Origin of the sequence: Chitinophaga sp. YR627, from assembly GCF_900114995.1 — a bacterium.
GTDB lineage: Bacteria > Bacteroidota > Bacteroidia > Chitinophagales > Chitinophagaceae > Chitinophaga.
On sequence record NZ_FOUX01000002.1, the window covers coordinates 1,161,206 to 1,184,149 of the forward strand.

A 22,944-nucleotide genomic window follows, 5' to 3' on the forward strand; every position below is an offset into this window, starting at 1 on the left:
GCTACTCTACACCGGCAATTTTCATATCAAGCAGCTCCTGCCGGGTTAAATCTGGCAGTCCGCCGGGGTTTTTCCTGAGCTTGGCGGCAATGTTCTCTCCCACTTTTCTGGCGTCCTCTTCACTTTGAAAAGGCTTGTTGCCAACTATTACGGGGATGAATGGCTGTTCAATGTAGGTATGAGTGCCTTTGTTGATCTTATAGCCCCAACCATTCCTGTTGTCCAGCTGAAACGTTACTACCGCAATGCTGTCATGCACTGCGGTAGTAGCTGTCTCTTGAGTATGTTCAGTTCGTTCTGTCTGTTTTTGCTGACAGGCCGTAAAGGCCAGTCCGGCAACCAGTGAAGCGATCAGAAAAGACCTCTTATTAGTCATTCGTATCGTTTTCCTGGTCAGGATAGAATTCAAACAGGTCATCCAGGTAAGTGCTGCTGGAATAACCAGTTCCTACGAAACCTCTGTTCTTAACAGTGAAACCAACTGCGCTGGTACGGCTAGCACCATCGAAAGCAGTTTTTTCTGTCCAGCGGTCGCTAACTGGCTCATATTCCCATGTTGCAGAGCTGGAACCTGTTGTTACGTATGCTTTGTTGTTGATTACGAAAGCAACACCACCGTAACGGGAGATAGAAGAGTAATCATCATCGAAAGAATCGTCAGTAGCGTTTTCGATCTTAGCTTTCTCTTTCCATACGTCATTAGCAGCATCGTAAACATACATACGGGTAGGCACTGTACCTGCACCGGTACCTGTTACAACATATGCGCTGTCTTTGATAACAAAAGCAACTGCCTGTCTTCTTTTATCTTTCAGTGCTGTGATCGGGCTCCAGCTGTTGGTAGAAGGATTGAATTTGAAGAAGTCGCTCATGTTGTTACCGCCATCATAACCTGTACCCAGGTAACCCTGATCTTTTACAGAGAACGCTACAGCGAAGTAACGTGCAGCACCTGGAAAATCAGCTTTGCTGGTCCAGCTATTTGCAGTCGGGTCGTATTCCCAGGTATCTTTCAGTGATTTGAAATCCGCATCACTACCAGTAGCAACATAACCTTTACCGGCAGCAGCGAATGCTGATGCGCCTGTACGTGCCAGGTTTCTGGAAGCATTGTTTGGATCCTGTAAAGACGCTATCATAGTCCAGTTATCTTTCGCTGGATCGTACTTATAAAATGAACTTAATAAAGTACCTCCATCAACACCACTGGTGCCAGTTCCCACATACGCTGTATCTCCGATCACAAAGCTTACTGCTTCCCTTCTGGCGTCGCCCTGGTAATCTGCTCTTCTTACCCAGTTACCCAGCTTGGTCGTATCTTCGCTTGATGAACAGGAGGCTAACGTAAGTGCGGCCAATCCCAGAAAACATACATTTAAATAGCGCATAAGTTATTTTTACTTTTTTAATAGCTGCCAAAATTATCCGCACTTATTTAAGCTCAATCATAAAATAGATATTTGGGTAATTTTGGCAGACAAATCATGTCTTTTTATCTGCCAACGGGTTTTTTCCTCTAAGGGGGAGCTTGCTACCCCAACAGTAGCACAAGGAATATGAATGGTTATTCGTCGACAAAAAGAGCTTATTCGCATATTAAATAAGCGTGAAGTTGGGTTCCTGTCTAAAATTGCGCTCCATGAATAAAAGTATCCGCGCCAAAGTGGCCTGTAAATACCTGGTTTGTGCATTATTGATCACTGGCGCCGCTGCCTGTGAAAAAGAAGGCTTTTTGTATGATGGTATCACAGATCAGAGTGGTACAGAGTATCTGGTAACAGATACGATCACGATGACAATGAGCACGGCATACCTTGATTCTGTTCCGACTTCTAACCTGGGCGTAGCCCTTGTTGGTACCAATAATGATCCTGTATTTGGTAAAATCTCCTCTACCGCTTTCTGGCAGGTAAACGCCTATCGCGGTACCGCCATCCCTGACAGAGCCATCTATGACTCTATGGTACTAATGCTTCATCCGAAACTGGAGCATTATGGTGATACCACCCTTCCGCAGCACATTGAAGTATACCGCGTTACCGAGACCATCAAACGCCCGGGTAACAGCGCCTTCTTATATAGTTACAGCAACTTTGCCACTGAACCTACTGCAATCGGTTCAACTCAGTTAACGATCCGTCCTCACCGCGACACAACACTCCGCATCAGGATCAGTGACGTACTGGGTAAAGAGTTCTTTGACCTCGCGGACAAGAACAGCACTACCATCACGAATCAGCAGCAGTTCCTGCAATACTTTAAAGGTCTGGCACTGAAACCAGGTATAAACAGCCAGGTGATCACTGCCCTCAGAGCAGATGACTCCCTGAACCTGCGCCTCTTCTTCCATACCACACCAGGTGAGATCAAACAGGAATACAGAGACTTCGCTGTATATAATTCAGCGTTACAGTTCAACCATGTAGACGTACAACGTCCTGCTGGTTCTCCGCTGACTGCATTAGGTCCTAATAAAAGATTACTCTCCTCTGCTGACGCAGACCGCAAAATATTTGTACAGCCGCTGACCAACATCGTAGGCCGTATCGACTTTCCTTATCTCAAAACGTTCAACCAGCTGAACAAATTCTCCAAGATCATGAGGGCTACCCTCACTGTCAGACCGGAAAAGGCGACCTACAAGTACCCTTACTTCCTGCCTGCCAACCTGCCACTTGGTGTAATCACCAGCGGTAACGTGATCGAGGATACACTCCGCTCTCCACTTACCGGCGCTATCCAGTACGGTGGCCTGGTAACAGACCTTGTTTACAACACAGGTACTGCGTATACCTACGATATTACCAATTATTGCATTGCACAATTAAATACGACTGACAATTCTTACCGCGGACTGGCCTTACTGCCTCCAAGAAACACAGGTCTTAGTAACTTTGACCGTGCAGTCCTTGGAGACAACCGGAACTCCACCAACAGAATTACAATACAGATTTATTACCTGCGGTATAAATAATGCAATCAAGAATTGACTACATGAAGCGAATACAATATACGACCGGCTTATGCGGCCTGATGCTTTTACTGGGCGGCAAGGCAATGGCACAACACGGTATCAATTCACTCTACTCTGCGTATGCCATCGGTGACCAGGAGGAACATGATTACACCCGCAACTTCGGTGTGGGTAGCACAGGTATTGGTCGCCGTTCAGATAACTACCTGAACGAGCTGAACCCTGCGTCCTACGCAGCACTGCCTCGTCAGCATTTCATGTTCGATGTTTCCCTGCGCGCACAGTCCGTTAATTATAAAGATGCTACAACCCTGAACAGACAGGCTGGCGATGTTAACGTCAAACGTCTGGCGATGGGTTTCAAAGTGAACAGCAGATGGGGTATGAGCGCCGGTTTCGGTCAGTTCAGCAACGTCGACTACAAGCTGGTCTCTACCAAATTCGTTGATACATCACCCCAGACTACCACGACAGAAGGTACTGGCGGTATTTATAAAGCATACATTTCCAATGGTGTAAGAATTACCAAAAACTTCGCTGTTGGTGTGTCCACTAACTTCCTGTTCGGTCCTAACAATACCACAGAAAACGTGGGTGGTGATACCGTATCCACCAAGATCCAGCGTTACGCTTTCAATACCAACTTCAATGCAGGTGTACAATATGCCGGCAGACTGGGTGGTGACTGGGTACTGGGCCTCGGGGCTACCTATCGCTTCAAGACCAAACTGAGCTACGAGAAAAAACTGATAGTGATGAACTCATCTGAAACCACACTGTTTCAGGATGATCTCGCTAAAGAAAAATATACCCTGCCTGAACAGTACGGCGCCGGTATCCACCTGGGTAACGGTACCATCAGCTGGCTGGCTGACTACCGCAAGCAGATGTGGGCCGATACCAAACCTGCCAGCACTAACTACCTGTTCGCCAACTCTGAGCGTATGTCTACTGGTCTGGAATATACCTTCAGACGGATGTACGGCTCTCAACAGATCGAAGGTGTAGTGATACAGGCCGGTGCTTCCTACTACAAATCTTACCTGGTAGTAAACAATAACCAGATCAAGGATATCGCAGGTACTGTCGGTGTTTCCCTTCCTTCCAAATCCAACTACCTGCGTTATTACATAGGTATTGAAGTAGGACAGAGAGGTACTACCAGCGGTGGCCTCGTAAAGGAAACATACATCAACGGTGTGTTCCACTTCTCCCTGAGAGATATCTGGTTCCTGCGCAGAACATACGAATGATCTGATAACGGATTACCCGAAAATATTAAAGCCCATAGCATATGCTATGGGCTTTTTTTATACCATAATCAAGTGAAAATTGCTTCCTTCAAAGTACCCCCCCGCTTTATTTCTTCAAAAACTCACTAAACCACTGACCGGAGCTTTTCATCGTCCGTACCTGCGTATCCCGGTCTACATGCACCAATCCGAAACGGGCCTTGTATCCTTCTGCCCATTCGAAATTATCTGTCAACGTCCAGGCAAAATACCCGTCTATCGGTATCCCTTCTTTCTTTGCCTTCAGCACACCGGATAAATATTCCCTGAAGTAACCGATCCGATCCTGATCATCTACTGCTCCCCCACTCATAATATCAGCAAAGGCAGCTCCGCTTTCTGTTACCATCAGCCGTTTAATACCCTCATAGGCGCCAAACTGTTTCAGAATAGCATACATACCTTCCCCGCTGATCTCCCATCCTAATGCCGTCATTGGCACCCGACGGGACTTCGGTTTTACTTCGGATATGCCTACCACCGGCATGAACGCATTCCTGCGCACGACCAATGGGAAATAATTCTGTACCCCGATAAAATCAAAGTCAAATGACAGCTGGTCCCAGTCCCGCCACAAGGCATAACGTCTTTCTATCCGGCGTAACAAGGGAAAATCATTCACCGGATATCCCATGCCCAGTACCGGCTCCAGGAACAGACGGTTAAATAGCGCGTCTGCCTTCTTTGCAGCCTGTATATCGGCCTCCTGCTGTGTGTATGGGTAAATGTATGAACAGGACAGACAAGTCCCGATATTGGCGTCTTTAACGGTTTCTCTGATGACTTTCGCACCTGCTGCCTGAGCAAGCAACACATGATGCACCGCCGGGAGAAAATAGGATACACCGAACTTACCCGGTGCATGTACCCCCAGCATATATCCCAATGAGGTAAAACCAAAGGGTTCATTCATCACGATCCAGTTCTTTACCTTATCTCCAAATGCCTGTACGCATATACGCACATATTCTTCAAAAGCGAATATGACGCCGCGGTGGCACCACCCTCCCTTATGCTCAATTGCATGCGGTAAATCCCAGTGATATAAAGTAACATATGGTATCAGTCCGGCTTCCAGACAGGCGTCTATCACCCGGTGATAATAATCGATGCCCGCCTGATTCACTCTACCGGTCCCTTCCGGCAGAATACGCGGCCAGGAAATAGAAAAACGGAACACATCAAAACCCATTTGTTTGACCAGCTGAATATCCTCCCGGTAACGGTTATAGAAATCGACTGTCACAAGTGCATTGGTGCCATCTTTGATCTTTCCCTTCTTCGTGGTAAACTCGTCCCAGATAGACTTTCCTTTACCATCGGCATCACAGGACCCTTCATTCTGAAATGCGGAAATCGTCACTCCCCAAAGGAAATTCTCTCCAAAATCATGACGGCTGAAAGGTGCGCTGAATTGTTCCATATATAAAACAAGGATGCAGTTTACAATAGTTTATTTGTATCACCCATTATTTAATTGTTAAGGGAGCTAAAATTTAACATACAGATTCACGATCTTAGGGGAATGTTTAGTAATCCTATTGCCATATGGACATTGGGCCTCAGCGTATTACTGTGCGCCTGTCAGAATAACCAGCCTTCCGGCACGCCTGCAGGCGATAGTACTGCATCTCTCACGGAGAGCGATACACTTAACCGCATGGTGCTCATACCAGGTGGTACTTTCACGATGGGAGCAGATGATGCGGAGGCACATCCGGACGAAAAACCACGTCACGATGTACATGTGGATAGCTTCTGGATGGATGAACATGAAGTGACCAATGCCGAATTTGCCGCTTTCGTAAAAGCAACAGGCTACCTCACTACTGCTGAACGGCCGATCTCCAAAGAAGAGCTGATGCAGCAATTACCGGCCGGTTCGCCGGAACCAGATAGCAGTATGCTGCTCCCGGGGTCTATTGTATTCACCCCTCCCTCCCATCCTGTTCCACTGGATGATGTATCGCAATGGTGGTCTTTTATACAGGGCGCCAGCTGGCAACATCCCGGCGGACCAACAACCAACATCACCGGAAAGGAACACCTGCCGGTTGTGCACATTTCCTGGAATGATGCACAGGCATTTGCCGAATGGGCGGGTAAACGTCTCCCTACAGAGGCAGAATGGGAATACGCAGCCAGAGGCGGTCTTAAAGACCAGCCCTATCCCTGGGGTACTGAGGCGCTGACAACAGGAAAGGTCAAAGCCAACACCTGGAATGGTCATTTCCCCTATCAGAACACGCAGACAGATGGTTATTTCGGTGCTGCACCTGTAAAAAGCTTTGCACCTAACGCCTATGGATTATACGATATGTCCGGAAATGTGTGGGAATGGTGCGCGGACTGGTATGATAGCCGTTATTATGGTCTGAAGCAGGGAGATAATCCAAAAGGTCCTGCTGCGGGTTACGATCCGGAAGATCCTGCTACCGCCAAACATACGATCCGTGGAGGTTCTTTTATGTGTACCGATGAATACTGTTCGGGTTACCGGGTAACAGCCAGGATGAAAACATCGCCGGAATCCGGGTTGGAAAATCTTGGTTTCAGATGTGTGAAGAACAAGTAAAAGAAACGGATCTACCGACAATAATTAACGACTTAAGCATTGCTCAAATAACTACCTGTCCCCGACAGCTACCCAAACAGGAAGAGGGTGTATCAATGTATGATACACCCTCTTCTTTCTTTCAGGCAGTATTATAAAGCGATGTAATACCGCTTATTTTTTGTCTTCAGACTTCACGTCTATTTTAGTATCGGTATTTGTATTGGCATTAACATTATTACTGGTCGTTATGGTACGCACTGTATTACCATCCTTATAGCCAATCACAGTAACCATCTCGTCCCCGTTCTTCTTCACGTTTGCACCTTTTTCATCTACAGACACCAATTTTACTTTTGTTGGTGCTGTTGCAGCTGTACCTGGTGTAGTGGGAACAAACCCTTTGCGATCAACAACCGGTGCGCCTATATAGCCTTTGGTATAAATCTTCACTACACCATTCTTACCGGCATCTCCATAGATAGTGGTAGCAGATTCATCTTTCAGCACATATATAGAACTGATGTCCTCAGGATTGATCATACCTTCCGGCAGATTGCTACCGATGACTGCATCGTCTATCACATAAAGTGGTTTTGCCTGTCCATTTGCTCCACCCCTGAGGACAATTTTAGGCTTATCAGTAGCCGCAGCATCCGCATTTTCTGCGACACTCAATCTCAGTTCTTTTCCTGCAGGAGCTGGCGCAGCAGCTGCGGCAGGTACAGGAGCCACTGCCGGAGCAGCAGGAACCGGTGGTACCGGTGGTGGTGGAGGCGGAACTTTCTCTCCTTTCCCTTTCCCTTTTACAGGAGGTGCTGGTGGAGGTGGCGGAGGTGGTGGTAACGGAGCAGCAGGTGGTGGAACCTTCACTTTCGATGTGTCTTCCTGGAATGCGTTTACCAGTTTATTTGCAGACGTCTCTGCTTTGGCAATTGCACGGGAGAAATTCAGGGAAAGTACTGCGATTCCCATCACAGCACCTAATACTACATAACGCAGTAAATGATAGCGGGATGATCTCTTCTTATTCATCATCATGATCCTTTGTTTTAAGTGTGAAAAATTGAAATTGTTTGCGATGGCCGTCGCATATGGGATCCCACTTACTTTTAAAAGACTGTATTGATAAGATTTTGCGTCTATTCCCTGCCGGAGAATGCTCCTGTCAGTAATAAACTCGAGGTTCTCACGGATGGCAATACTCATTAACCAGGCGCCGGGATTAAACCAGTAGAATATCTTGTTCAGTTCCCCCAGCAGCACATCAAGCGTATGCCATTGCCGCACATGCACTTTTTCATGCTGGATGATAGAGGAGAATTCCTCTGGTGTGTGCAGGGATGGATTGATATATATGTTGCGCATAAAGGAGAACGGATTCGCGTTTTGCTCCATGATACGGAGTGATTCGTCTCCGAAAACTGTTCTCCGGGTCTGGTGATGCAATCTCCATAAAGAGAACAGCTGTATAGCAAACCGAATGGTCATAACGATCACTCCCAGCCAGAACACATACTTTACCAGTATATTAATAAAGGGCTCTGACGGATGCTTTTGCAGGGCTGACAGATCAAGTATATAAGCCTCTGCTACCACATTCAGCTCATGATGCTTTTGTATGAATACAGAGGGATCTATCAGTGGTCCCACAGTCGCACACAGGATGCCGCTAATCAGGAAAAAGCGGTTCAGCGAGTAGAAGGTCAGACGCCTCAGACCGAAGCGATAGGCCAGGTAAAACAAAACAAGCGCTATGTTGGCTTTAAGCAGATAAATAAGCATGGTTATCAGTTTTTCTCGATCATCCTGACAATTTCTTTCAGTTCTTCGGGGGTGATTTTCTTCTCTTTTGCGAAGAAGGTCACCAGGGCCTTATAGGAATCTTCGAAGTAGTCTTTTACAAACCCGCTCATGAACTTCTGTTTATACTCAGATTCAACGATCGCAGGTGTGTACTCATATACATTACCTGTTTTACGGCTGGTCAGGTAACCTTTTTTCTCCAGGTTCCTGATCGTGGAGGCAAGCGTCGTATAAGGAGGTTGCGGAGATGGATGCTGCTCCAGAAAATCCTTTACTGACCCTGTGCCCGTTTTCCATATTGCCAGCATGGCAATTTCCTCCTGCTGCGTAAGCTTTTCCATATTAATTCAGTTTAAAGACAATCAACTACGATTGTTTCGTAAATCTACGAAACTTTCGTAATAAACCAAATAAAAAAATAAAACCACCTGTTTTGAGCAGGTGGTTTTCGTCACTATATCTACGTGTACTTACTTTAAAAGTTCTTCCAGCTTGCGTTCCAGCGCATCGCCCCGGAGGTTTTTCGCAACGATATTTCCGTTGGGATCGATCAGGAGATTCTGAGGGATAGCCTTGATACCATATTTTTCAGCTACGGCGTTCTTCCATCCTCTCAGATCAGATACCTGTGCCCAGGCCAGGTTATCCGCTTGTATTGCCGCCAGCCATTTCTCTCTTTTTTCATCCAGAGAGATGGATACCACGTCAAATCCTTTGTCTTTGAACCGGCTGTAGGCCTTTAATACATTCGGATTCTCTGCTCTGCAGGGACCGCACCAGCTGGCCCAGAAGCCCAATAATACATATTTTCCTTTATAAGAGGCTAATGTAATATCCTTCCCATCTTTATCAGGTTGCGCGAAATCCATTGCCGGCTGTCCTACAGCTGTTTTCTTCGCTTTATCCAGTGCTGCGGCAAAATCCTTTCCGGAAGGCGTATTACGCAATGTTTTACCCAGCTTATTGAACATCGGCTCAATCTGTACCAGATCAATATCGTAGTCTGCGTATTTATTCAGCACATACAATGCGATAGGCGAATTGCTGTTATTTTTCAGATAATCGGCAAGTATCTGTTTCTGCTGTGCTTCCAGGTCATCGAACTGTGGCTCCAGCTTTCTCATACCTTCTTCATCTTCAGCCATATATGCCTGACGATACTGTTTTTCGAGTTCATCCAGCTTACCGTTCACATCTTTCAGCAGTTCGTTGAGATGGTTATAGTCGTCATTGGCCACCGCACCTTTCACAACTCCGTGACTGATAGAGTCTTCTGCCGTAATCGTGATGTTTCCTTTGTCCAGGAACAATGTCAGTACGTCACAACTCTTCCGTTCCTGTCCTTCAGACAGCACGGGTTCCAGTACCTTCAGGTACAGGTTCGCCATTGTGGGTTCCGCCAGTTTACCGGAAAAGGAGAATTTTCCCTCCTTCACTTCGGCACTATCCAGTGTATTATCGCCACAACGCCTGATATTTAAATATACTTTTGCCGGCTTCTGTAATGCAGTAACAGTTCCCTGTATCGTAAACGCTTGCTCGCCCTTCCATTTTTCCTGCGCCAACAGGACCATAGGCGCGAGAAGCGCCACGGCCATCATTACGGACTTCATTGATTCAGATTATTTAATACTAACGAAATTCACATATCCCGGCAGGAAAATCAACCTGATTGTGATAAACGGTGAAGGTGGTGACAGTAAAAGAAGCGGCCTCGTGTAGGTACGAGGCCGGTAAGTCAATTATTTTAATATCTGTTGCAATTTGGCTTCCAATGCACTGCCTCTTAAATTAGTGGCAATGATATTGCCCTGAGGATCAATCAGGAAATTGGCAGGAATTGCACGGACGCCATACATCTGTGCAGCTTCATTACCCCATCCTTTCAGATCAGAGACCTGGGTCCATTGCAGATTGTCCTGCTTAATGGCACCCATCCAGCGGGTCTTATTGTCATCCAGAGATACACCCAGGATGGTGAAATTCTTGTCTTTAAAACGTTCAAAAGCCTTTACAACGTTCGGATTCTCAGCCCGGCACGGACCGCACCAGCTGGCCCAGAAGTCGATAAGGACGTATTTGCCCCTGAAAGAAGATAAGCTGACAGGTCTTCCATTCACATCTTCCTGTGTAAAATCAGCTGCCACACCTCCTACATCACCTTTTACACTACGCAGGTATTTAAGCGCTGCCTGTCCATACTTTGATTCTTTAAGCGGCTTATCCAGTAAGTTGAAATATTCCTGAAAATCATCTGGTTCCAGTCTGCCACGTAACTCATTGAGTAGTATCCAGATACTGGCCAGTTGCTTCGGATGTCCCTTGATAAAGGTCGTACCGGTATTTACCACATCTTCATTAAACATAGACGCCTTGGCACGAAATGCATTCTTCCCGGCTTCGTCATCACCCGCGATCTTTGCGGCTTCCGCATTCAGGTTCTGTGCTTTCTGCACCAGTGCCAGAAATGTTTGCTGATAAGCCTGCATCGTCTTATTCTCCTCATTTCCTTTCATAGCAGATGCTACCGGAAACTGCTGTGCGTCAAGGGTATATTGCAGGGATTCCTTACCGGATACCAGCAATAAAGGATTATTCACATCCTGGAGGATAAGGGCAAAAACCCTTGGTCCTTCTGTAGCTGGTACCTTAAAAGAGAATTTATTTCCGCTCAGTACTACGGAATCTTTCGGATTATTATCGTCGTCTGAATACAGATACACCTTCTTACCTTCTGCTCCTTTCAATGTTCCGGAGACAGTCTGTTGGGCAAAGGCTGTAAATGAAAATAGCACCGCGAAGGCGCCGGTAACAAGTCGTTTCATTCCCACTAATATATAAAAAAACTGCTATTTACTATGCCTTTTCTGCAGAACGGCCAGTACATCTGACAGCTGATAACCTTTAGCGCTCAACAGCACCAGGTAATGGAACAGCAGGTCAGCTGATTCGTTCAGGAAAAGTTCCTCGTTATCATCTTTCGCTTCTATAACGACTTCTACCGCTTCTTCCCCTACTTTCTGGGCAATTTTATTGATCCCTTTTGCAAACAGGGAGGAAGTATAGGATTTATCAGCAGGATTATTCTTTCTGTCGGTAATGATACTTTCCAGCTTTGCCAGGAAGTCATTGCTTACATTGCTCTCTTCCCAGCAGGTATCTGCACCGGTATGGCACACTACGCCGGCAGGAATAGCCTTGATCAGCAGCGTATCACTGTCACAGTCTACCCTGATCTCCTGCAGGGTCAGGAAATTACCACTTTCTTCTCCTTTTGTCCATAGACGCTGTTTAGAGCGGCTGAAGAAGGTCACTTTACCTTCCTGCAGGGTTTTATCCAGGGCTTCCTGGTTCATATATCCCAGCATCAGCACCTTGGAGGTAGCCGCATCCTGAACGATGGCAGGCACCAGACCGTCGGCGCATTTCTGAAAGTTGATCTGTTTGTTATTATACATGAAGTGCTCTTGTTTGTTAATCATATACTCTCATCACCCCTGATTCCCGATAGGTAATCCTTATTGCTTAATGACTTGGAGATCAGGTGGTCGCAAAATTAGTGGTTTTTCTCCGCCTTAGAACCGGATATTAACACCCCGCTGATACAGATAAGTCTTCAGGGCTGGTATCTCGATCTCTTTATAGTGGAAAATGCTGGCGGCCAGTGCCGCGTCAGCCTGTGCATTTTCAAATACATCCATAAAATGATCCATGTTACCTGCTCCGCCGGAGGCAATCACCGGCACATTCAGGTTCTGCGACAGTTTACCGGTGATATCCAGGGCAAAACCCTTCTTGGTACCATCATTATTCATAGAAGTCAGCAGGATTTCACCTGCACCTCTCTGTACTGCCTCTTTTGCCCAGTCATACGCCTTAATATCCGTTTTCACACGTCCTCCATTCAGATACACATACCAGTCGCCGTCCTCAAAACGTGTATCGATGGCCAGTACTACACACTGGCTACCAAATTCACGGGCCAGTTCGTCTACAAGTTCCGGGCGTTTAAACGCAGAAGTATTCACAGAGATCTTATCAGCGCCTGATTGCAGCAGTACATTCACATCTTCTACTGATGAAATACCTCCACCTACGGTGAAAGGGATATTCACATGCTTAGCGATACGGGTCACGAGTTCTGACAATGTCTTTCTGCGCTCATTGGTCGCGGTGATATCCAGAAACACCAGTTCATCCGCACCCTGTTCTGCATACAATGCACCCAGTTCTATCGGATCGCCGGCATCGCGTATATTTTCAAAGTTCACACCTTTTACGGTGCGTCCATCCTTTATATCAAGACAGGGTATAATGCGTTTTGTTAACATGTTTGTCGATTTTGTTCATTAGGGCTCAATACATGCCTTGCCATCTGATATAGGTTGTTCCTTTCCTTTCTTGTAGTCGAATGAAACATCCGGATATTGTATGGCCAGCCGAATTTTAGCTCCTAACACCTGATTTAATAAAGTCAGCCAGTTCCTTCATGCTGATCCTTTCTTCATAGATTGCCTTTCCTACTATCACGCCACTACACCCTGCTTCCGCCAGTGCATGTACATCTGCCATGGTACTCACACCGCCGCTCGCCACAAAATCGATCTGAGGAAAACGTTGCAGGATCTTTTCATATAAGGCAACGGAAGGTCCCTGTAACAGACCATCTTTGGCTATATCCGTACAGAAGACATGTTGTACCCCCTGTTTAACATTCTCTTCCAGGAAATCAAACACAGACAGCTCAGTCGTTTCCAGCCAGCCGCCTACTGCGATTTTCTCTTCTTTTACATCAGCACCCAGGAAGATCTTGTCGGACCCGTACTTTTTCACCCAGCCGGAAAAAAGTGCCGGATCTTTCACTGCAATACTACCAATGGTCGCCAGCGCAGCGCCATTCTCATATACGATACGCAGATCGTCTTCTGTTTTGATACCGCCACCGAAATCGATCACCAGGTTGGTCTTACCGGCAATCGCTTCCAGTACTTTCCAGTTGACAACAGCGCCCTTCTTTGCACCATCCAGATCAACCAGATGCAAACGGCGTACGCCAATGCTTTCAAAAGCCTTGGCTACTTCCAGCGGATGCTCATTGTATACTTTCTTTTGTGCATAATCGCCCTGTGTCAGGCGCACACATTTGCCATCTATAATGTCAATAGCCGGAATCACGGTAAATCCGTTATCCGTTGTTTTATCCAGTTGAACTTTCATCTTGATGAAGACAATATTATCTTTTACGAAATGATCCCCCCAATACTCATACCCACGTTTTAAATAAAATCCTTCTGCAGCATCCCGGGCATTACACCATAACATAGCGATATGCTCCTTCCTGCAAAAATCCTCTATATACTGCATCAGCATGCTGCCATAGCGTTTACCCTGACACTCCTGATGCACCGCCAGTTTACGGAATTGCGCCTGATCTTTCTGTGGAAACAGTGACACTACACCTCTTAGTCTGTTATCTTCAAACAAACCGAAATGCAACCCGTCTTCATCATGATCAAGCTTCACCCTGCTTAGCTCCCAGTCAGGATACAATACATCTCTGCGCAGTTCCAGTGTTTCATCGGTAGTGATCCTTCTTATCTGTATCGCTCGAATCATTACCTATAACTTCAGGAAGTTTTCCAGTATTTTCTGTCCTACAGTCGCAGATTTCTCCGGGTGGAACTGTACCGCATAGAAGTTATCTTTCTGCAATCCTGCACTGTAGTTGATCACGTAGTTAGTGGTTGCTACTGTATCAGGGCCCAGCGCCGCATAATAACTGTGTACAAAATACATATAGGAATTCTCCGGCACATGCTCGAACATAGTGCTGTATAATCCCGTAATATTGTTCCAGCCGATCTGAGGTATTTTCAGCAGATTATCCACCGGTGATGTGAAGCGTTTTACATCCACATCGAAGATACCCAGACAAGGCGTATTATTCTCTTCAGAATGTTTACACATCAGCTGCATGCCCAGACAGATACCGAGGACTGGTTGTTTCAGGTCTTTGATCAGCTTATCCAGGTTTCTTTCCTTCAGATAACTCATCGCAGTACTGGCCTCTCCCACACCCGGGAAGATCACCTTGTCTGCCGATTTTATCGCTTCCGGATCGTCTGTTACAATGCCCTCCACGCCGATCCTGTCCAGTGCGAACATCACCGAACGGATATTACCGGCATTGTATTTTATGATAACCGTTTTCATATTCTAGTTGTGTTTTACGCCTGCAATAAATTGTTTTATTGCAGCATCCAGGTTGGTCGTATTTTCAATTGCGCGGATAAAGGCAGTACCGATAATTCCCCCATTACTGTTGGATGCGGCTGCATCAAAGGTAGCTTTATCTTTGATACCAAAACCGATCAGCACCGGATTCTTCAGGTGCAGCGCTTTCAGTTTTTCGAAGTATGCCTGCTGGTGTCCCATATCCTTATCTTTTCCGGTTGTAGAAGAAGAGGATACCGCATACACGAAACCTTTGCTAACACTATCGATCTTTTTGATCCTTTCTTCACTTGTTTCCGGCGTTACCAGGAAGATCAGGTGCAGGTTGTATTTTTCGAATACAGGCTTGTAGTCCTCCTCATATTCATCCATCGGTAAGTCTGGTACGATGATACCATCGACACCCACTTCTGCACATTTTTTACAGAATTCCTCAATCCCGTACAGTAACACCGGATTAAGATACCCCATCAGTAATACCGGCAGGTGGATGTGTTGTCTGAAGTCCTTCAGCTGTTCAAACAGCACCTTCAGACTCATACCATTTTTAATAGCGCGGGTGCTACTATCCTGGATCACCGGGCCGTCAGCCAGGGGATCAGAAAATGGCATACCCAGTTCTATCATATCAGCCCCATGCTGTTGTAAAGATTGCATGACAGGCAGCGTATCGTTCAGTTCAGGAAATCCTGCTGTGCAGTAGATGTTCAGTACACCCGTTTTTTTGCCGGCAAATAATTGATCTATACGATTGCTCATAAAATATATTTATACGTTATCACCAGTGTAAGCAGGCAAATTACGAATGTATGTTTCCATGTCTTTATCTCCGCGACCACTCAGACACACCACCACCACATCTTCCGGTTTGAAGGCTACCTGTCCCAGTTTTGCCAGTGCGTGAGACGATTCCAGTGCCGGAATAATACCTTCCAGGCGGGTCAGCTCATAAGCTGCCTGTAAGGCTTCATCATCAGTCGCATTCAGGAAAGTGGCACGGCCGGTTTCATACAGGTGTGCATGTAAAGGGCCAATACCCGGATAGTCCAGTCCTGCGGAAATAGAGTAAGGCTCCGTGATCTGTCCATCTTCCGTCTGCATCAGCAATGTCTTGCTCGCATGAATGATACCCAGTTTACCCAGCTGCGTAGTCGCTGCTGAATGTCCGGAATGTACGCCTTTGCCACCTGCTTCTATCGCGATCAGTTTCACATCCGGTTCATCCAGGAAGTGATAATAAGCACCAGCAGCATTACTACCGCCACCAATACAGGCCATCACGTAATCAGGATTTTCCTTACCGGTCTTTTCCAGTAATTGTTTCTTTATCTCTTCACTGATCACAGACTGAAAGCGGGTCACCATATCCGGATAAGGATGCGGACCAGCAGCTGTTCCCAGTATATAGTGTGTATCTACCGGATTGTTGATCCAGTCGCGGATCGCCTCATTACAGGCATCTTTCAGCGTCTGACTACCACTGGTAGCAGGTACCACTGTAGCACCCAGCATTTTCATACGGGCCACATTCGGCGCCTGGCGCTGAATGTCGATACTACCCATATATACCACACACTCCATTCCCATCAGCGCGCAAACGGTAGCCGTTGCCACACCATGCTGACCGGCACCGGTTTCTGCGATAATACGCGTCTTACCCAGGCGTTTTGCCAGCAAGATCTGTCCGATGGTGTTATTCACTTTATGTGCACCGGTATGGTTCAGGTCTTCACGTTTCAGATAGATCTTCGCTTTGTATTTTTCAGACAAACGTTTTGCAAAATACAAAGGTGAAGGGCGTCCTACATAATCGCGCAGCAGTTGATCAAACTCCTCCTGAAATGAAGGGTCTTTCAGAATCTGCAGGTAATTGCGCTGTAGCTCGTCTACATTCGGAAACAGCATCTCCGGAATGTAAGCGCCGCCAAATCTGCCGTAAAAGCCTTTCTCATCTACATGATACTTAGAGCCGAACGTGTTTTCCGCTATCTTCATGCTATGATTATTTTAAATAAGTTGATTGAATCTGATCTGTAAATAAACGCACCTTTTCCATATTCTTCACACCCGGCTGGTCCTCAAATCTGCTGTTCACATCTACTGCGAATAAAGCCGGCAGCTGTAATTGCAGCAGTTCAGGCGTTTCGTCCAGTCCGATACCTCCGCTCAGATAAAAAGGATGCGTATATGGATATGTCTGTAACAATTCCCAGTTGAAACGTTTGCCGGTACCACCATAGGCCTTACCCGCTTCTGTATCAAACAGGAAATAATCTGTCACCGGTATATATGCGGCCAACAGCGCTTCCCAGTTAACGTGCTCTCCTACTCTGAAAGCCTTGATCACTTCTACCTGTTCACGAAGAGCGGCACAGAAGTCCGGCGTTTCATCACCATGCAGCTGCACCATATCCAGTCCGTAGTCAAGTATTGTACGCTGTACCTGTTCAAGTGACGCATTTACAAACACGCCTACTTTTTTGATACCATCTATCTCTCTCACGGTGCGTGCATCTATTTTCGGTGCAGCAAAGCGGGGAGATTTTTCGTAGAATATAAAACCGGCATAATTCACCTGGTATTCGACCAGTCTTTGCAGGTCTTCTTTCCGGGTGATGCCACAGACCTTTATTTTCATTGTGCTGATTTGTTGGCCAGTTCTGTCACAAATTGTTCAAATGCTCTCGGCGGATTTTCCTGTCTCATGAAATGTTCTCCGATCAGGAATCCCTGGAAACCTGCTGCTTTCAGTGTAATGATCGCATCTGTGTTGCTGATACCACTTTCTGCTACCTTACATTTACCCACAGGTATCTGCGGCGCCAGTTCGCAGGAACGGTTAAAGTCCACATTGAACGTTGTCAGGTCACGGTTGTTCACACCAACCAGCTGTATGTGATCGGTTACTTTATCCAGCTGATCGCCGCTGTGTACTTCCAGCAATACTTCCAGTCCGAGATTGTGTGCAAACTTCGCCAGTTGTGCTACTTCCGCTTTAGTGAGACATTCTGCGATCAGCAGAATCACGTCAGCGCCAATTGCCTTTGCCTCGACGATCTGATACTCATCCACAATAAAGTCCTTACGCAGGATCGGAATATTATTCAGCGTACGGGCCTGCTGCAGATCATCAGAAGAACCACCAAAGAATTTCTCATCTGTCAATACTGACAATCCGGATGCGCCATAGCGGGTATAAGCGGTGGTCACGTCCTGTACAGTTACGTCCCCATTGATCAATCCTTTTGAAGGAGAACGCCTTTTGAATTCCGCAATGATACCCGTCTTTGCTGGATCTTGCAGAAACTGCGCCAGTGACAGAGACGTACGCTTAAACCAGGATGCCTGTTCCAGCTCTTCCACACTCCGCTGTTGTTTGCGGGCTGCCACTTCCACGTGCTTATGGGCTACTATTTCTGTAAGGATATTTTTCATGATTGCAAGCTTATCAACTTCTTAAACGCGTTGTGCGCTGCGCCTGATTCCAGTGACTCAACAGCTGCCTGGAAACAATCCGCGTAGTTATCATATTTTTTCATGCAGTACAGACCCATAGCGGCGTTCGCCATTACTACAGAGTTCTGTGCCCAGGTACCTTCACCTTTCAGGATCTTCATAAAGATCTTGGAAGCTGCTTCTACTGTATTACCACCGTAGATATCTTCAGGATATACTTTGCGTTTACCCAGTTGCTCAGGCGTCCAGTCTCTTTCACCTTCATTGGTGATAACACGTGTATCCGCTGTCAGGGAGATCTCATCATAACCATCCAGACTATAAACGATCGCATACTGCTTGTCCGTCTGCTGGAACAGGTAATTGTATACTCTTGCCAGTTCAAGGCTGTATACGCCTATCAGCTGATGCTGTGCGAAAGCCGGATTTACCAGCGGACCAAGCATATTGAAGAACGTACGGATACCCAGCTGACGACGGATGCCTGCTACATTTTTCAATGCAGGGTGGAACAAGGGAGCATGCAGGAAACAAACGCCTGATTCTTCCAGTTCTTCTCTCAGTTTCGCGTCATCGTTCTTGAATTTGTATCCGGCTGACTCCATCAGATTAGACGCGCCACTGATGGAAGACACACCATAGTTACCGTGTTTCGCCACCTTTCCGCCTGCGCCTGCTACGATGAAACAGGACAAGGTAGATACGTTGAAGGTATTTTTACCATCCCCACCGGTACCAACGATATCCAGTACTTCATATCCGTTCAGATTAACCGGGATACAGAGTTCCAGTAATGCGTCGCGGAAACCCAGCAGTTCTTCTACCGTAATGCTGCGCATGAGGAACACGGTCATGAATGCCGCCAGTTCACTCTCATTGTACATGCCTTTGGAAATACTGATGAGTATCTCTTTAGCTGCCTCACGGGTAAATGTTTTATGTTCAAAAAGGTAATTAAGTATCTTTTTCATTACTCGGAATTTATGCATTCAACCAGTTACGAAGGATCTGTTCACCACGCGGCGTCAGTACGCTTTCAGGGTGGAACTGTACGCCACTCACATCATATGTGTTGTGTTGCAGCGCCATGATATAGTTATTGTCGTCTTTTGCTGTCACAGTCAGCTCTGCCGGCAATGTTGCTTCATCCACTACCCATGAGTGATAACGACCCACTTCCAGTATATCAGGCAGGTTGTTGAACAGTCTGCCGTCTCTTGCAGTAATGTTCACATTGGTAGCCACACCGTGGTACACATCTTTCAGGTTGATCAGCTTCGCACCAAAAGCCTCTCCTATTGCCTGTTGACCAAGACATACACCGAAGATGGATTTGCTCGGTGCATATTCTTTGATCAGTGGCAGCAGTAATCCTGCTTCTTCAGGAATACCCGGACCAGGAGAGAGAATGATCTTATCATAGTCTTTTACTTTCTCTAACGGAATTTCATCATTGCGCACCACCGTCACTTTACCATTGATGATCTTTTCCACCAGGTGCACCAGGTTGTAGGTAAAAGAATCGTAATTATCAAACACCAGAATGTTCATGTCAGATATTTTGAGCCAGGATGATGGCCTGTTTTAATGCATTCAGTTTATTGTTCACTTCCTCCAGTTCGGACGATGCTACAGACTTTGCTACCACACCGGCGCCTGCCTGATAATAAAGTGTATTCGCTTTACTGAGTATGGAGCGGATCATGATAGCGTGATTGAAATCGCCGTTGAAACTTACGGAACCGATACACCCACCATAGAAACCACGTGCAGTTGGTTCATTTTCATCGATGATCTCCATCGCTCTGTACTTTGGCGCACCTGATAAGGTACCTGCAGGGAAAGTAGCAGCCAGCAGAGAGAACGGATTGAGTCCGGGCTGGATCTTACCAGTCACTTCACTTACGAGGTGAATAACGTGTGAATAGTACTGGATCTTTCTATAAGATTCTACTTCCACATCAGTTGCCAGTCTGCTGAGATCATTACGAGCCAGGTCAACCAGCATCACATGCTCTGCATTTTCCTTCGGATCTTCCAGCAGTTTAGCTGCCAGTTCACGGTCCTGCTCGTCATCACCGGTACGTTTGAAAGTACCTGCTATCGGATGAATAATGGCTTTATTGTCTTTGATGATCAGCTGCGCTTCAGGAGAAGAGCCCATCAGTTTGTAATCACCGTAATCGAAGAAGAAGAGATAAGGAGAAGGGTTGATAGAGCGGAGGGCGCGGTACACATTGAACTCATCGCCTTTGAATTGCTGCTGGAAGGCTCTGGAGAGGACTACCTGGAAAACGTCTCCGCGGAAGCAGTGTTGTTTACCTTTTTCGACGATTTCCATGAATTGCTCATTCGTCAGGTTGCTCTTTTCTCCGCCTTCTGCCTTGAATCTGTAGCTGGGCACATCTTTCTGTCTGATAAGTGATTCGATGTGATCAAACTCGCTGTCAAGGCCGTCTACCAGGTTTTCGCATAAATACAGTTCGTCTTTGAAGTGATTGATAGCGATGATATATTGGTAGAACCGGTAACGCATCAGCGGGATCGTATTCCCGTTCTGCTTATCCTTGTTGAATTCTATTGTTTCGAAGAACTGAACGGACTCAAATGTACTGTATCCGAACAGGCTGTGTACAACAGGTAGTACTGGCTTATCGGCGAATGAGAAATTACCGAGGAATTTCTGCAACTCATCCAGTACACTTTGTTTGTTTTTCAGTTGCTTTCTTTCTGGCGGGAGGTTAGGATATTTAAATTCAAAATCCTTTGTACTGGTGACTTCTATCCCTGCTATCGGCTGAATACAGATGAAGGAGAAGCTGTTTTCGCTGGCACGATAGTCAGTACTTTCCAGCAGTACCGTACCGGGGAATTTGTCGCGGAGCCGCAGATAAATACCAACAGGCGTGAAGACGTCTGCCAGCATTTTCTTGAATTTTGATTTGACTTGAATACTACCCATTGGATTTGTGATTGAGTTTTGTTGGGTGACTATCTGAAAAACGAAGAAGGCCCGCTGTGTAACAGCGGGCCTTCCAAATTATATTTCATTACGAAACATGGCACTGTAACACTCTATCAGGATCTGATATTGTGCCACCACCAATGCTTGTTTGTAATAACTGTTTTCATGTTTTAATTTCTTGCAGAACAAATATCTGGTCTTTTTTGAAAACATGCAAATTTTTTTTGAGATTCTTTATAAAGTGATAAGTTCCCAGGGATTTATTGACGATCTATTAATAATACCCGGTTTTATCACTTCACGATTTTTCAGATATGTTTCCCGATAATCACATTGTATCCAGGCGCTGCAGGTAAAACCGTGCCTCATCCTCCGCTTTTTTCCTGGCATTTGCTCCTCCCCGGCACATTGCTCCATGTTCTCCGTCCTCATTTCACCCCTGCCCATTCAGCGGTACAATCGTCGGTCAGATCCTCCTTCCATACAATCGGCTGACCGGCCAGCGCGCTGCGTTCCGTAATGGTCATTACAGTACGCCTTTGGTACTTGGCAGCTGCATATTCATCGGATTGCGTTTTACCGCCATCTTGATTGCTTTTGCGAACACTTTGAATATCGCTTCGATCTTATGATGTTCGTTTTCACCTTCCGCTTTGATGTTAAGGTTACATTTCGCTGCATCGGAGAATGATTTGAAGAAATGGAAGAACATTTCAGTCGGCATCTCTCCTATCTTCTCACGGCTGAACTTTGCATCCCATACGATCCAGTTACGACCACCGAAGTCGATAGCAGCCTGTGCCAGACAATCATCCATCGGCAGACAGAAACCATAACGCTCAATACCTCTCTTATCAGCCAACGCCTGTGCGATCGCTTCTCCCAGTGCCAGACCGGTATCTTCGATCGTATGGTGCTCATCAATATGCAGATCACCTTTTGCTTTTACAGTCAGGTCAATACTGCCATGACGTGCGATCTGATCCAGCATATGATCAAAGAAACCCAGACCTGTTTCGATATCTGCTTTACCGGTACCATCCAGATTCAGCGAGATCGTGATATCTGTTTCTTTGGTCGTACGTGTATGTGTTACAGTACGCAGACCTACTTTCAGAAATTCATAGATCTTTTCCCAATCGGTAGATTCCAGTGCAATGGTATCTTTCAGTGCAGCCGCACTGTCCTTGATTTCAGCGCCACCAAGACCAGTGCCTTCATTCAGCCAGATCGCTTTTGCACCGAGGTTCTTTGCCAGCTCTACATCCGTAATACGATCACCGATCACAAATGAATTGGCCAGGTCATACTCAGGAGAGAAATATTTTGTCAGCATACCTGTGCGTGGCTTACGCGTAGGTGCATTTTCATGTGGAAAAGAACGATCAATATAAATCTCGTCAAACTTCACACCTTCATTCTCAAAGGAACGCAGAATAAAATTCTGTGCCGGCCAGAAATCAGCTTCAGGGAAGCTGTTGGTACCCAGACCATCCTGGTTGGTCACCATCGCCAGCTCATAATCCAGCTCCGCTGCAATGCGGGCCAGATAAGTAAATACCTTCGGATAGAACTCAACCTTTTCAAGGCTGTCGATCTGGTAAGTAGGCGGTACTTCCTTGATCATGGTACCGTCCCTGTCTATGAAGAGGACTCTTTTCAT

General features: G+C 46.3%; 22 protein-coding genes. 3 read left to right on the forward strand and 19 right to left on the reverse strand.

What is annotated here, in order from left to right:
- Position 1 precedes the first annotated feature (1 nt).
- Both BMZ72_RS13280 and BMZ72_RS13285 read right to left on the reverse strand, forming a co-directional pair.
- Positions 2-376 carry a DUF4907 domain-containing protein gene (locus BMZ72_RS13280; protein WP_177222781.1) on the reverse strand — a complete coding sequence of 125 codons (375 nt, stop codon included), beginning with the start codon at positions 374-376 and terminating at the stop codon, positions 2-4.
- Positions 369-1,388 carry a Kelch repeat-containing protein gene (locus BMZ72_RS13285; protein WP_089809028.1) on the reverse strand — a complete coding sequence of 340 codons (1,020 nt, stop codon included), beginning with the start codon at positions 1,386-1,388 and terminating at the stop codon, positions 369-371. The genes BMZ72_RS13280 and BMZ72_RS13285 overlap by 8 nt, the downstream gene beginning before the upstream one ends.
- Before the next feature lie 251 nt (positions 1,389-1,639).
- Here BMZ72_RS13285 and BMZ72_RS13290 point away from each other — a divergent pair, with 251 nt between their 5' ends.
- Together BMZ72_RS13290 and BMZ72_RS13295 are read left to right on the forward strand one after the other, a co-directional pair.
- Positions 1,640-2,974: a DUF4270 family protein gene (locus BMZ72_RS13290; protein WP_089809031.1), complete on the forward strand. Its 1,335-nt coding sequence runs from the start codon at positions 1,640-1,642 to the stop codon at positions 2,972-2,974.
- A 20-nt stretch (positions 2,975-2,994) separates the two neighbouring features.
- Complete coding sequence (locus BMZ72_RS13295; RefSeq protein ID WP_143087684.1) at positions 2,995-4,227, forward strand: hypothetical protein; 1,233 nt, start codon at positions 2,995-2,997, stop codon at positions 4,225-4,227.
- A 106-nt stretch (positions 4,228-4,333) separates the two neighbouring features.
- Here the strand turns inward: BMZ72_RS13295 and BMZ72_RS13300 are convergent, their stop codons facing one another.
- Positions 4,334-5,689 carry a GH1 family beta-glucosidase gene (locus BMZ72_RS13300; protein ID WP_089809035.1) on the reverse strand — a complete coding sequence of 452 codons (1,356 nt, stop codon included), beginning with the start codon at positions 5,687-5,689 and terminating at the stop codon, positions 4,334-4,336.
- Positions 5,690-5,791: 102 nt separating this feature from the next.
- Here BMZ72_RS13300 and BMZ72_RS13305 point away from each other — a divergent pair, with 102 nt between their 5' ends.
- A complete protein-coding gene (locus BMZ72_RS13305) occupies positions 5,792-6,841 on the forward strand; it encodes a formylglycine-generating enzyme family protein (RefSeq protein WP_089809037.1) in 1,050 nt (349 codons plus the stop codon).
- A gap of 153 nt (positions 6,842-6,994) precedes the next feature.
- On the opposite strand, the gene BMZ72_RS13310 is transcribed toward BMZ72_RS13305, so the two are convergent.
- The 16 genes from BMZ72_RS13310 to hisB all read right to left on the reverse strand — a co-directional run bounded on the left by BMZ72_RS13310 (position 6,995) and on the right by hisB (position 22,944).
- Positions 6,995-8,605 (reverse strand): M56 family metallopeptidase, encoded by a 1,611-nt coding sequence (locus tag BMZ72_RS13310; RefSeq protein ID WP_089809039.1) that lies wholly within the window; start codon positions 8,603-8,605, stop codon positions 6,995-6,997.
- 5 nt (positions 8,606-8,610) lie between these two features.
- Complete coding sequence (locus BMZ72_RS13315) at positions 8,611-8,967, reverse strand: BlaI/MecI/CopY family transcriptional regulator (RefSeq protein ID WP_012789507.1); 357 nt, start codon at positions 8,965-8,967, stop codon at positions 8,611-8,613.
- Between the two features lie 129 nt (positions 8,968-9,096).
- Positions 9,097-10,239, reverse strand: coding sequence for a TlpA disulfide reductase family protein (locus tag BMZ72_RS13320; RefSeq protein ID WP_089809041.1), 1,143 nt, complete (start codon positions 10,237-10,239; stop codon positions 9,097-9,099).
- Between the two features lie 129 nt (positions 10,240-10,368).
- A complete protein-coding gene (locus BMZ72_RS13325) occupies positions 10,369-11,451 on the reverse strand; it encodes a TlpA disulfide reductase family protein (protein WP_089809043.1) in 1,083 nt (360 codons plus the stop codon).
- A gap of 24 nt (positions 11,452-11,475) precedes the next feature.
- Positions 11,476-12,084, reverse strand: a complete 609-nt coding sequence (hisIE, locus tag BMZ72_RS13330) for a bifunctional phosphoribosyl-AMP cyclohydrolase/phosphoribosyl-ATP diphosphatase HisIE (protein ID WP_089809045.1) — start codon at positions 12,082-12,084, stop codon at positions 11,476-11,478.
- Positions 12,085-12,201: 117 nt separating this feature from the next.
- Positions 12,202-12,957 carry an imidazole glycerol phosphate synthase subunit HisF gene (gene hisF, locus BMZ72_RS13335; RefSeq protein WP_089809047.1) on the reverse strand — a complete coding sequence of 252 codons (756 nt, stop codon included), beginning with the start codon at positions 12,955-12,957 and terminating at the stop codon, positions 12,202-12,204.
- A 115-nt stretch (positions 12,958-13,072) separates the two neighbouring features.
- Entirely contained in the window at positions 13,073-14,242 is a 1,170-nt protein-coding gene (gene hisA, locus BMZ72_RS13340) for a 1-(5-phosphoribosyl)-5-[(5-phosphoribosylamino)methylideneamino]imidazole-4-carboxamide isomerase (RefSeq protein WP_089809049.1), read from the reverse strand.
- A 3-nt stretch (positions 14,243-14,245) separates the two neighbouring features.
- The gene (gene hisH, locus BMZ72_RS13345) at positions 14,246-14,839 is read right to left on the reverse strand and encodes an imidazole glycerol phosphate synthase subunit HisH (protein ID WP_089809052.1); all 594 of its coding nucleotides are present in this window, start codon (positions 14,837-14,839) and stop codon (positions 14,246-14,248) included.
- A gap of 3 nt (positions 14,840-14,842) precedes the next feature.
- On the reverse strand, positions 14,843-15,619 hold the full coding sequence (gene trpA / locus BMZ72_RS13350) for a tryptophan synthase subunit alpha (RefSeq protein WP_089809054.1): 777 nt from the start codon (positions 15,617-15,619) through the stop codon (positions 14,843-14,845).
- Between the two features lie 9 nt (positions 15,620-15,628).
- On the reverse strand, positions 15,629-16,855 hold the full coding sequence (trpB, locus tag BMZ72_RS13355) for a tryptophan synthase subunit beta (RefSeq protein WP_089809056.1): 1,227 nt from the start codon (positions 16,853-16,855) through the stop codon (positions 15,629-15,631).
- A 7-nt stretch (positions 16,856-16,862) separates the two neighbouring features.
- A complete protein-coding gene (locus BMZ72_RS13360; RefSeq protein ID WP_089809057.1) occupies positions 16,863-17,498 on the reverse strand; it encodes a phosphoribosylanthranilate isomerase in 636 nt (211 codons plus the stop codon).
- A complete protein-coding gene (gene trpC / locus BMZ72_RS13365; RefSeq protein ID WP_089809059.1) occupies positions 17,495-18,295 on the reverse strand; it encodes an indole-3-glycerol phosphate synthase TrpC in 801 nt (266 codons plus the stop codon). The genes BMZ72_RS13360 and trpC overlap by 4 nt, the downstream gene beginning before the upstream one ends.
- Positions 18,292-19,287 (reverse strand): anthranilate phosphoribosyltransferase, encoded by a 996-nt coding sequence (gene trpD, locus BMZ72_RS13370; RefSeq protein ID WP_089809061.1) that lies wholly within the window; start codon positions 19,285-19,287, stop codon positions 18,292-18,294. Before trpD ends, trpC begins: the two co-directional genes overlap by 4 nt.
- Positions 19,288-19,297: 10 nt before the next feature.
- Positions 19,298-19,867 carry an anthranilate synthase component II gene (locus tag BMZ72_RS13375; protein WP_089809063.1) on the reverse strand — a complete coding sequence of 190 codons (570 nt, stop codon included), beginning with the start codon at positions 19,865-19,867 and terminating at the stop codon, positions 19,298-19,300.
- A gap of 1 nt (position 19,868) precedes the next feature.
- Complete coding sequence (locus tag BMZ72_RS13380; protein WP_089809065.1) at positions 19,869-21,278, reverse strand: anthranilate synthase component I family protein; 1,410 nt, start codon at positions 21,276-21,278, stop codon at positions 19,869-19,871.
- 529 nt (positions 21,279-21,807) lie between these two features.
- Positions 21,808-22,944, reverse strand: coding sequence for a bifunctional histidinol-phosphatase/imidazoleglycerol-phosphate dehydratase HisB (gene hisB / locus BMZ72_RS13385; protein ID WP_012789492.1), 1,137 nt, complete (start codon positions 22,942-22,944; stop codon positions 21,808-21,810).

Bases quoted from the DNA above. Each gene is read 5' to 3' on its own strand.
- trpB (WP_089809056.1), bottom strand. From the start codon at position 16,855: ATGAAGATAGCGGAAAACACGTTCGGCTCTAAGTATCATGTAGATGAG.
- BMZ72_RS13380 (WP_089809065.1), bottom strand. From the start codon at position 21,278: ATGGGTAGTATTCAAGTCAAATCAAAATTCAAGAAAATGCTGGCAGAC.
- BMZ72_RS13290 (WP_089809031.1), top strand. From the start codon at position 1,640: ATGAATAAAAGTATCCGCGCCAAAGTGGCCTGTAAATACCTGGTTTGT.
- BMZ72_RS13320 (WP_089809041.1), bottom strand. From the start codon at position 10,239: ATGAAGTCCGTAATGATGGCCGTGGCGCTTCTCGCGCCTATGGTCCTG.
- BMZ72_RS13285 (WP_089809028.1), bottom strand. From the start codon at position 1,388: ATGCGCTATTTAAATGTATGTTTTCTGGGATTGGCCGCACTTACGTTA.
- BMZ72_RS13360 (WP_089809057.1), bottom strand. From the start codon at position 17,498: ATGAAAATAAAGGTCTGTGGCATCACCCGGAAAGAAGACCTGCAAAGA.
- hisIE (WP_089809045.1), bottom strand. From the start codon at position 12,084: ATGTATAATAACAAACAGATCAACTTTCAGAAATGCGCCGACGGTCTG.
- hisH (WP_089809052.1), bottom strand. From the start codon at position 14,839: ATGAAAACGGTTATCATAAAATACAATGCCGGTAATATCCGTTCGGTG.
- BMZ72_RS13280 (WP_177222781.1), bottom strand. From the start codon at position 376: ATGACTAATAAGAGGTCTTTTCTGATCGCTTCACTGGTTGCCGGACTG.
- hisF (WP_089809047.1), bottom strand. From the start codon at position 12,957: ATGTTAACAAAACGCATTATACCCTGTCTTGATATAAAGGATGGACGC.
- BMZ72_RS13315 (WP_012789507.1), bottom strand. From the start codon at position 8,967: ATGGAAAAGCTTACGCAGCAGGAGGAAATTGCCATGCTGGCAATATGG.
- BMZ72_RS13375 (WP_089809063.1), bottom strand. From the start codon at position 19,867: ATGAACATTCTGGTGTTTGATAATTACGATTCTTTTACCTACAACCTG.
- BMZ72_RS13295 (WP_143087684.1), top strand. From the start codon at position 2,995: ATGAAGCGAATACAATATACGACCGGCTTATGCGGCCTGATGCTTTTA.
- BMZ72_RS13310 (WP_089809039.1), bottom strand. From the start codon at position 8,605: ATGCTTATTTATCTGCTTAAAGCCAACATAGCGCTTGTTTTGTTTTAC.
- BMZ72_RS13305 (WP_089809037.1), top strand. From the start codon at position 5,792: ATGTTTAGTAATCCTATTGCCATATGGACATTGGGCCTCAGCGTATTA.
- BMZ72_RS13300 (WP_089809035.1), bottom strand. From the start codon at position 5,689: ATGGAACAATTCAGCGCACCTTTCAGCCGTCATGATTTTGGAGAGAAT.
- hisB (WP_012789492.1), bottom strand. From the start codon at position 22,944: ATGAAAAGAGTCCTCTTCATAGACAGGGACGGTACCATGATCAAGGAA.
- trpD (WP_089809061.1), bottom strand. From the start codon at position 19,287: ATGAAAAAGATACTTAATTACCTTTTTGAACATAAAACATTTACCCGT.
- trpA (WP_089809054.1), bottom strand. From the start codon at position 15,619: ATGAGCAATCGTATAGATCAATTATTTGCCGGCAAAAAAACGGGTGTA.
- hisA (WP_089809049.1), bottom strand. From the start codon at position 14,242: ATGATTCGAGCGATACAGATAAGAAGGATCACTACCGATGAAACACTG.
- trpC (WP_089809059.1), bottom strand. From the start codon at position 18,295: ATGAAAAATATCCTTACAGAAATAGTAGCCCATAAGCACGTGGAAGTG.
- BMZ72_RS13325 (WP_089809043.1), bottom strand. From the start codon at position 11,451: ATGAAACGACTTGTTACCGGCGCCTTCGCGGTGCTATTTTCATTTACA.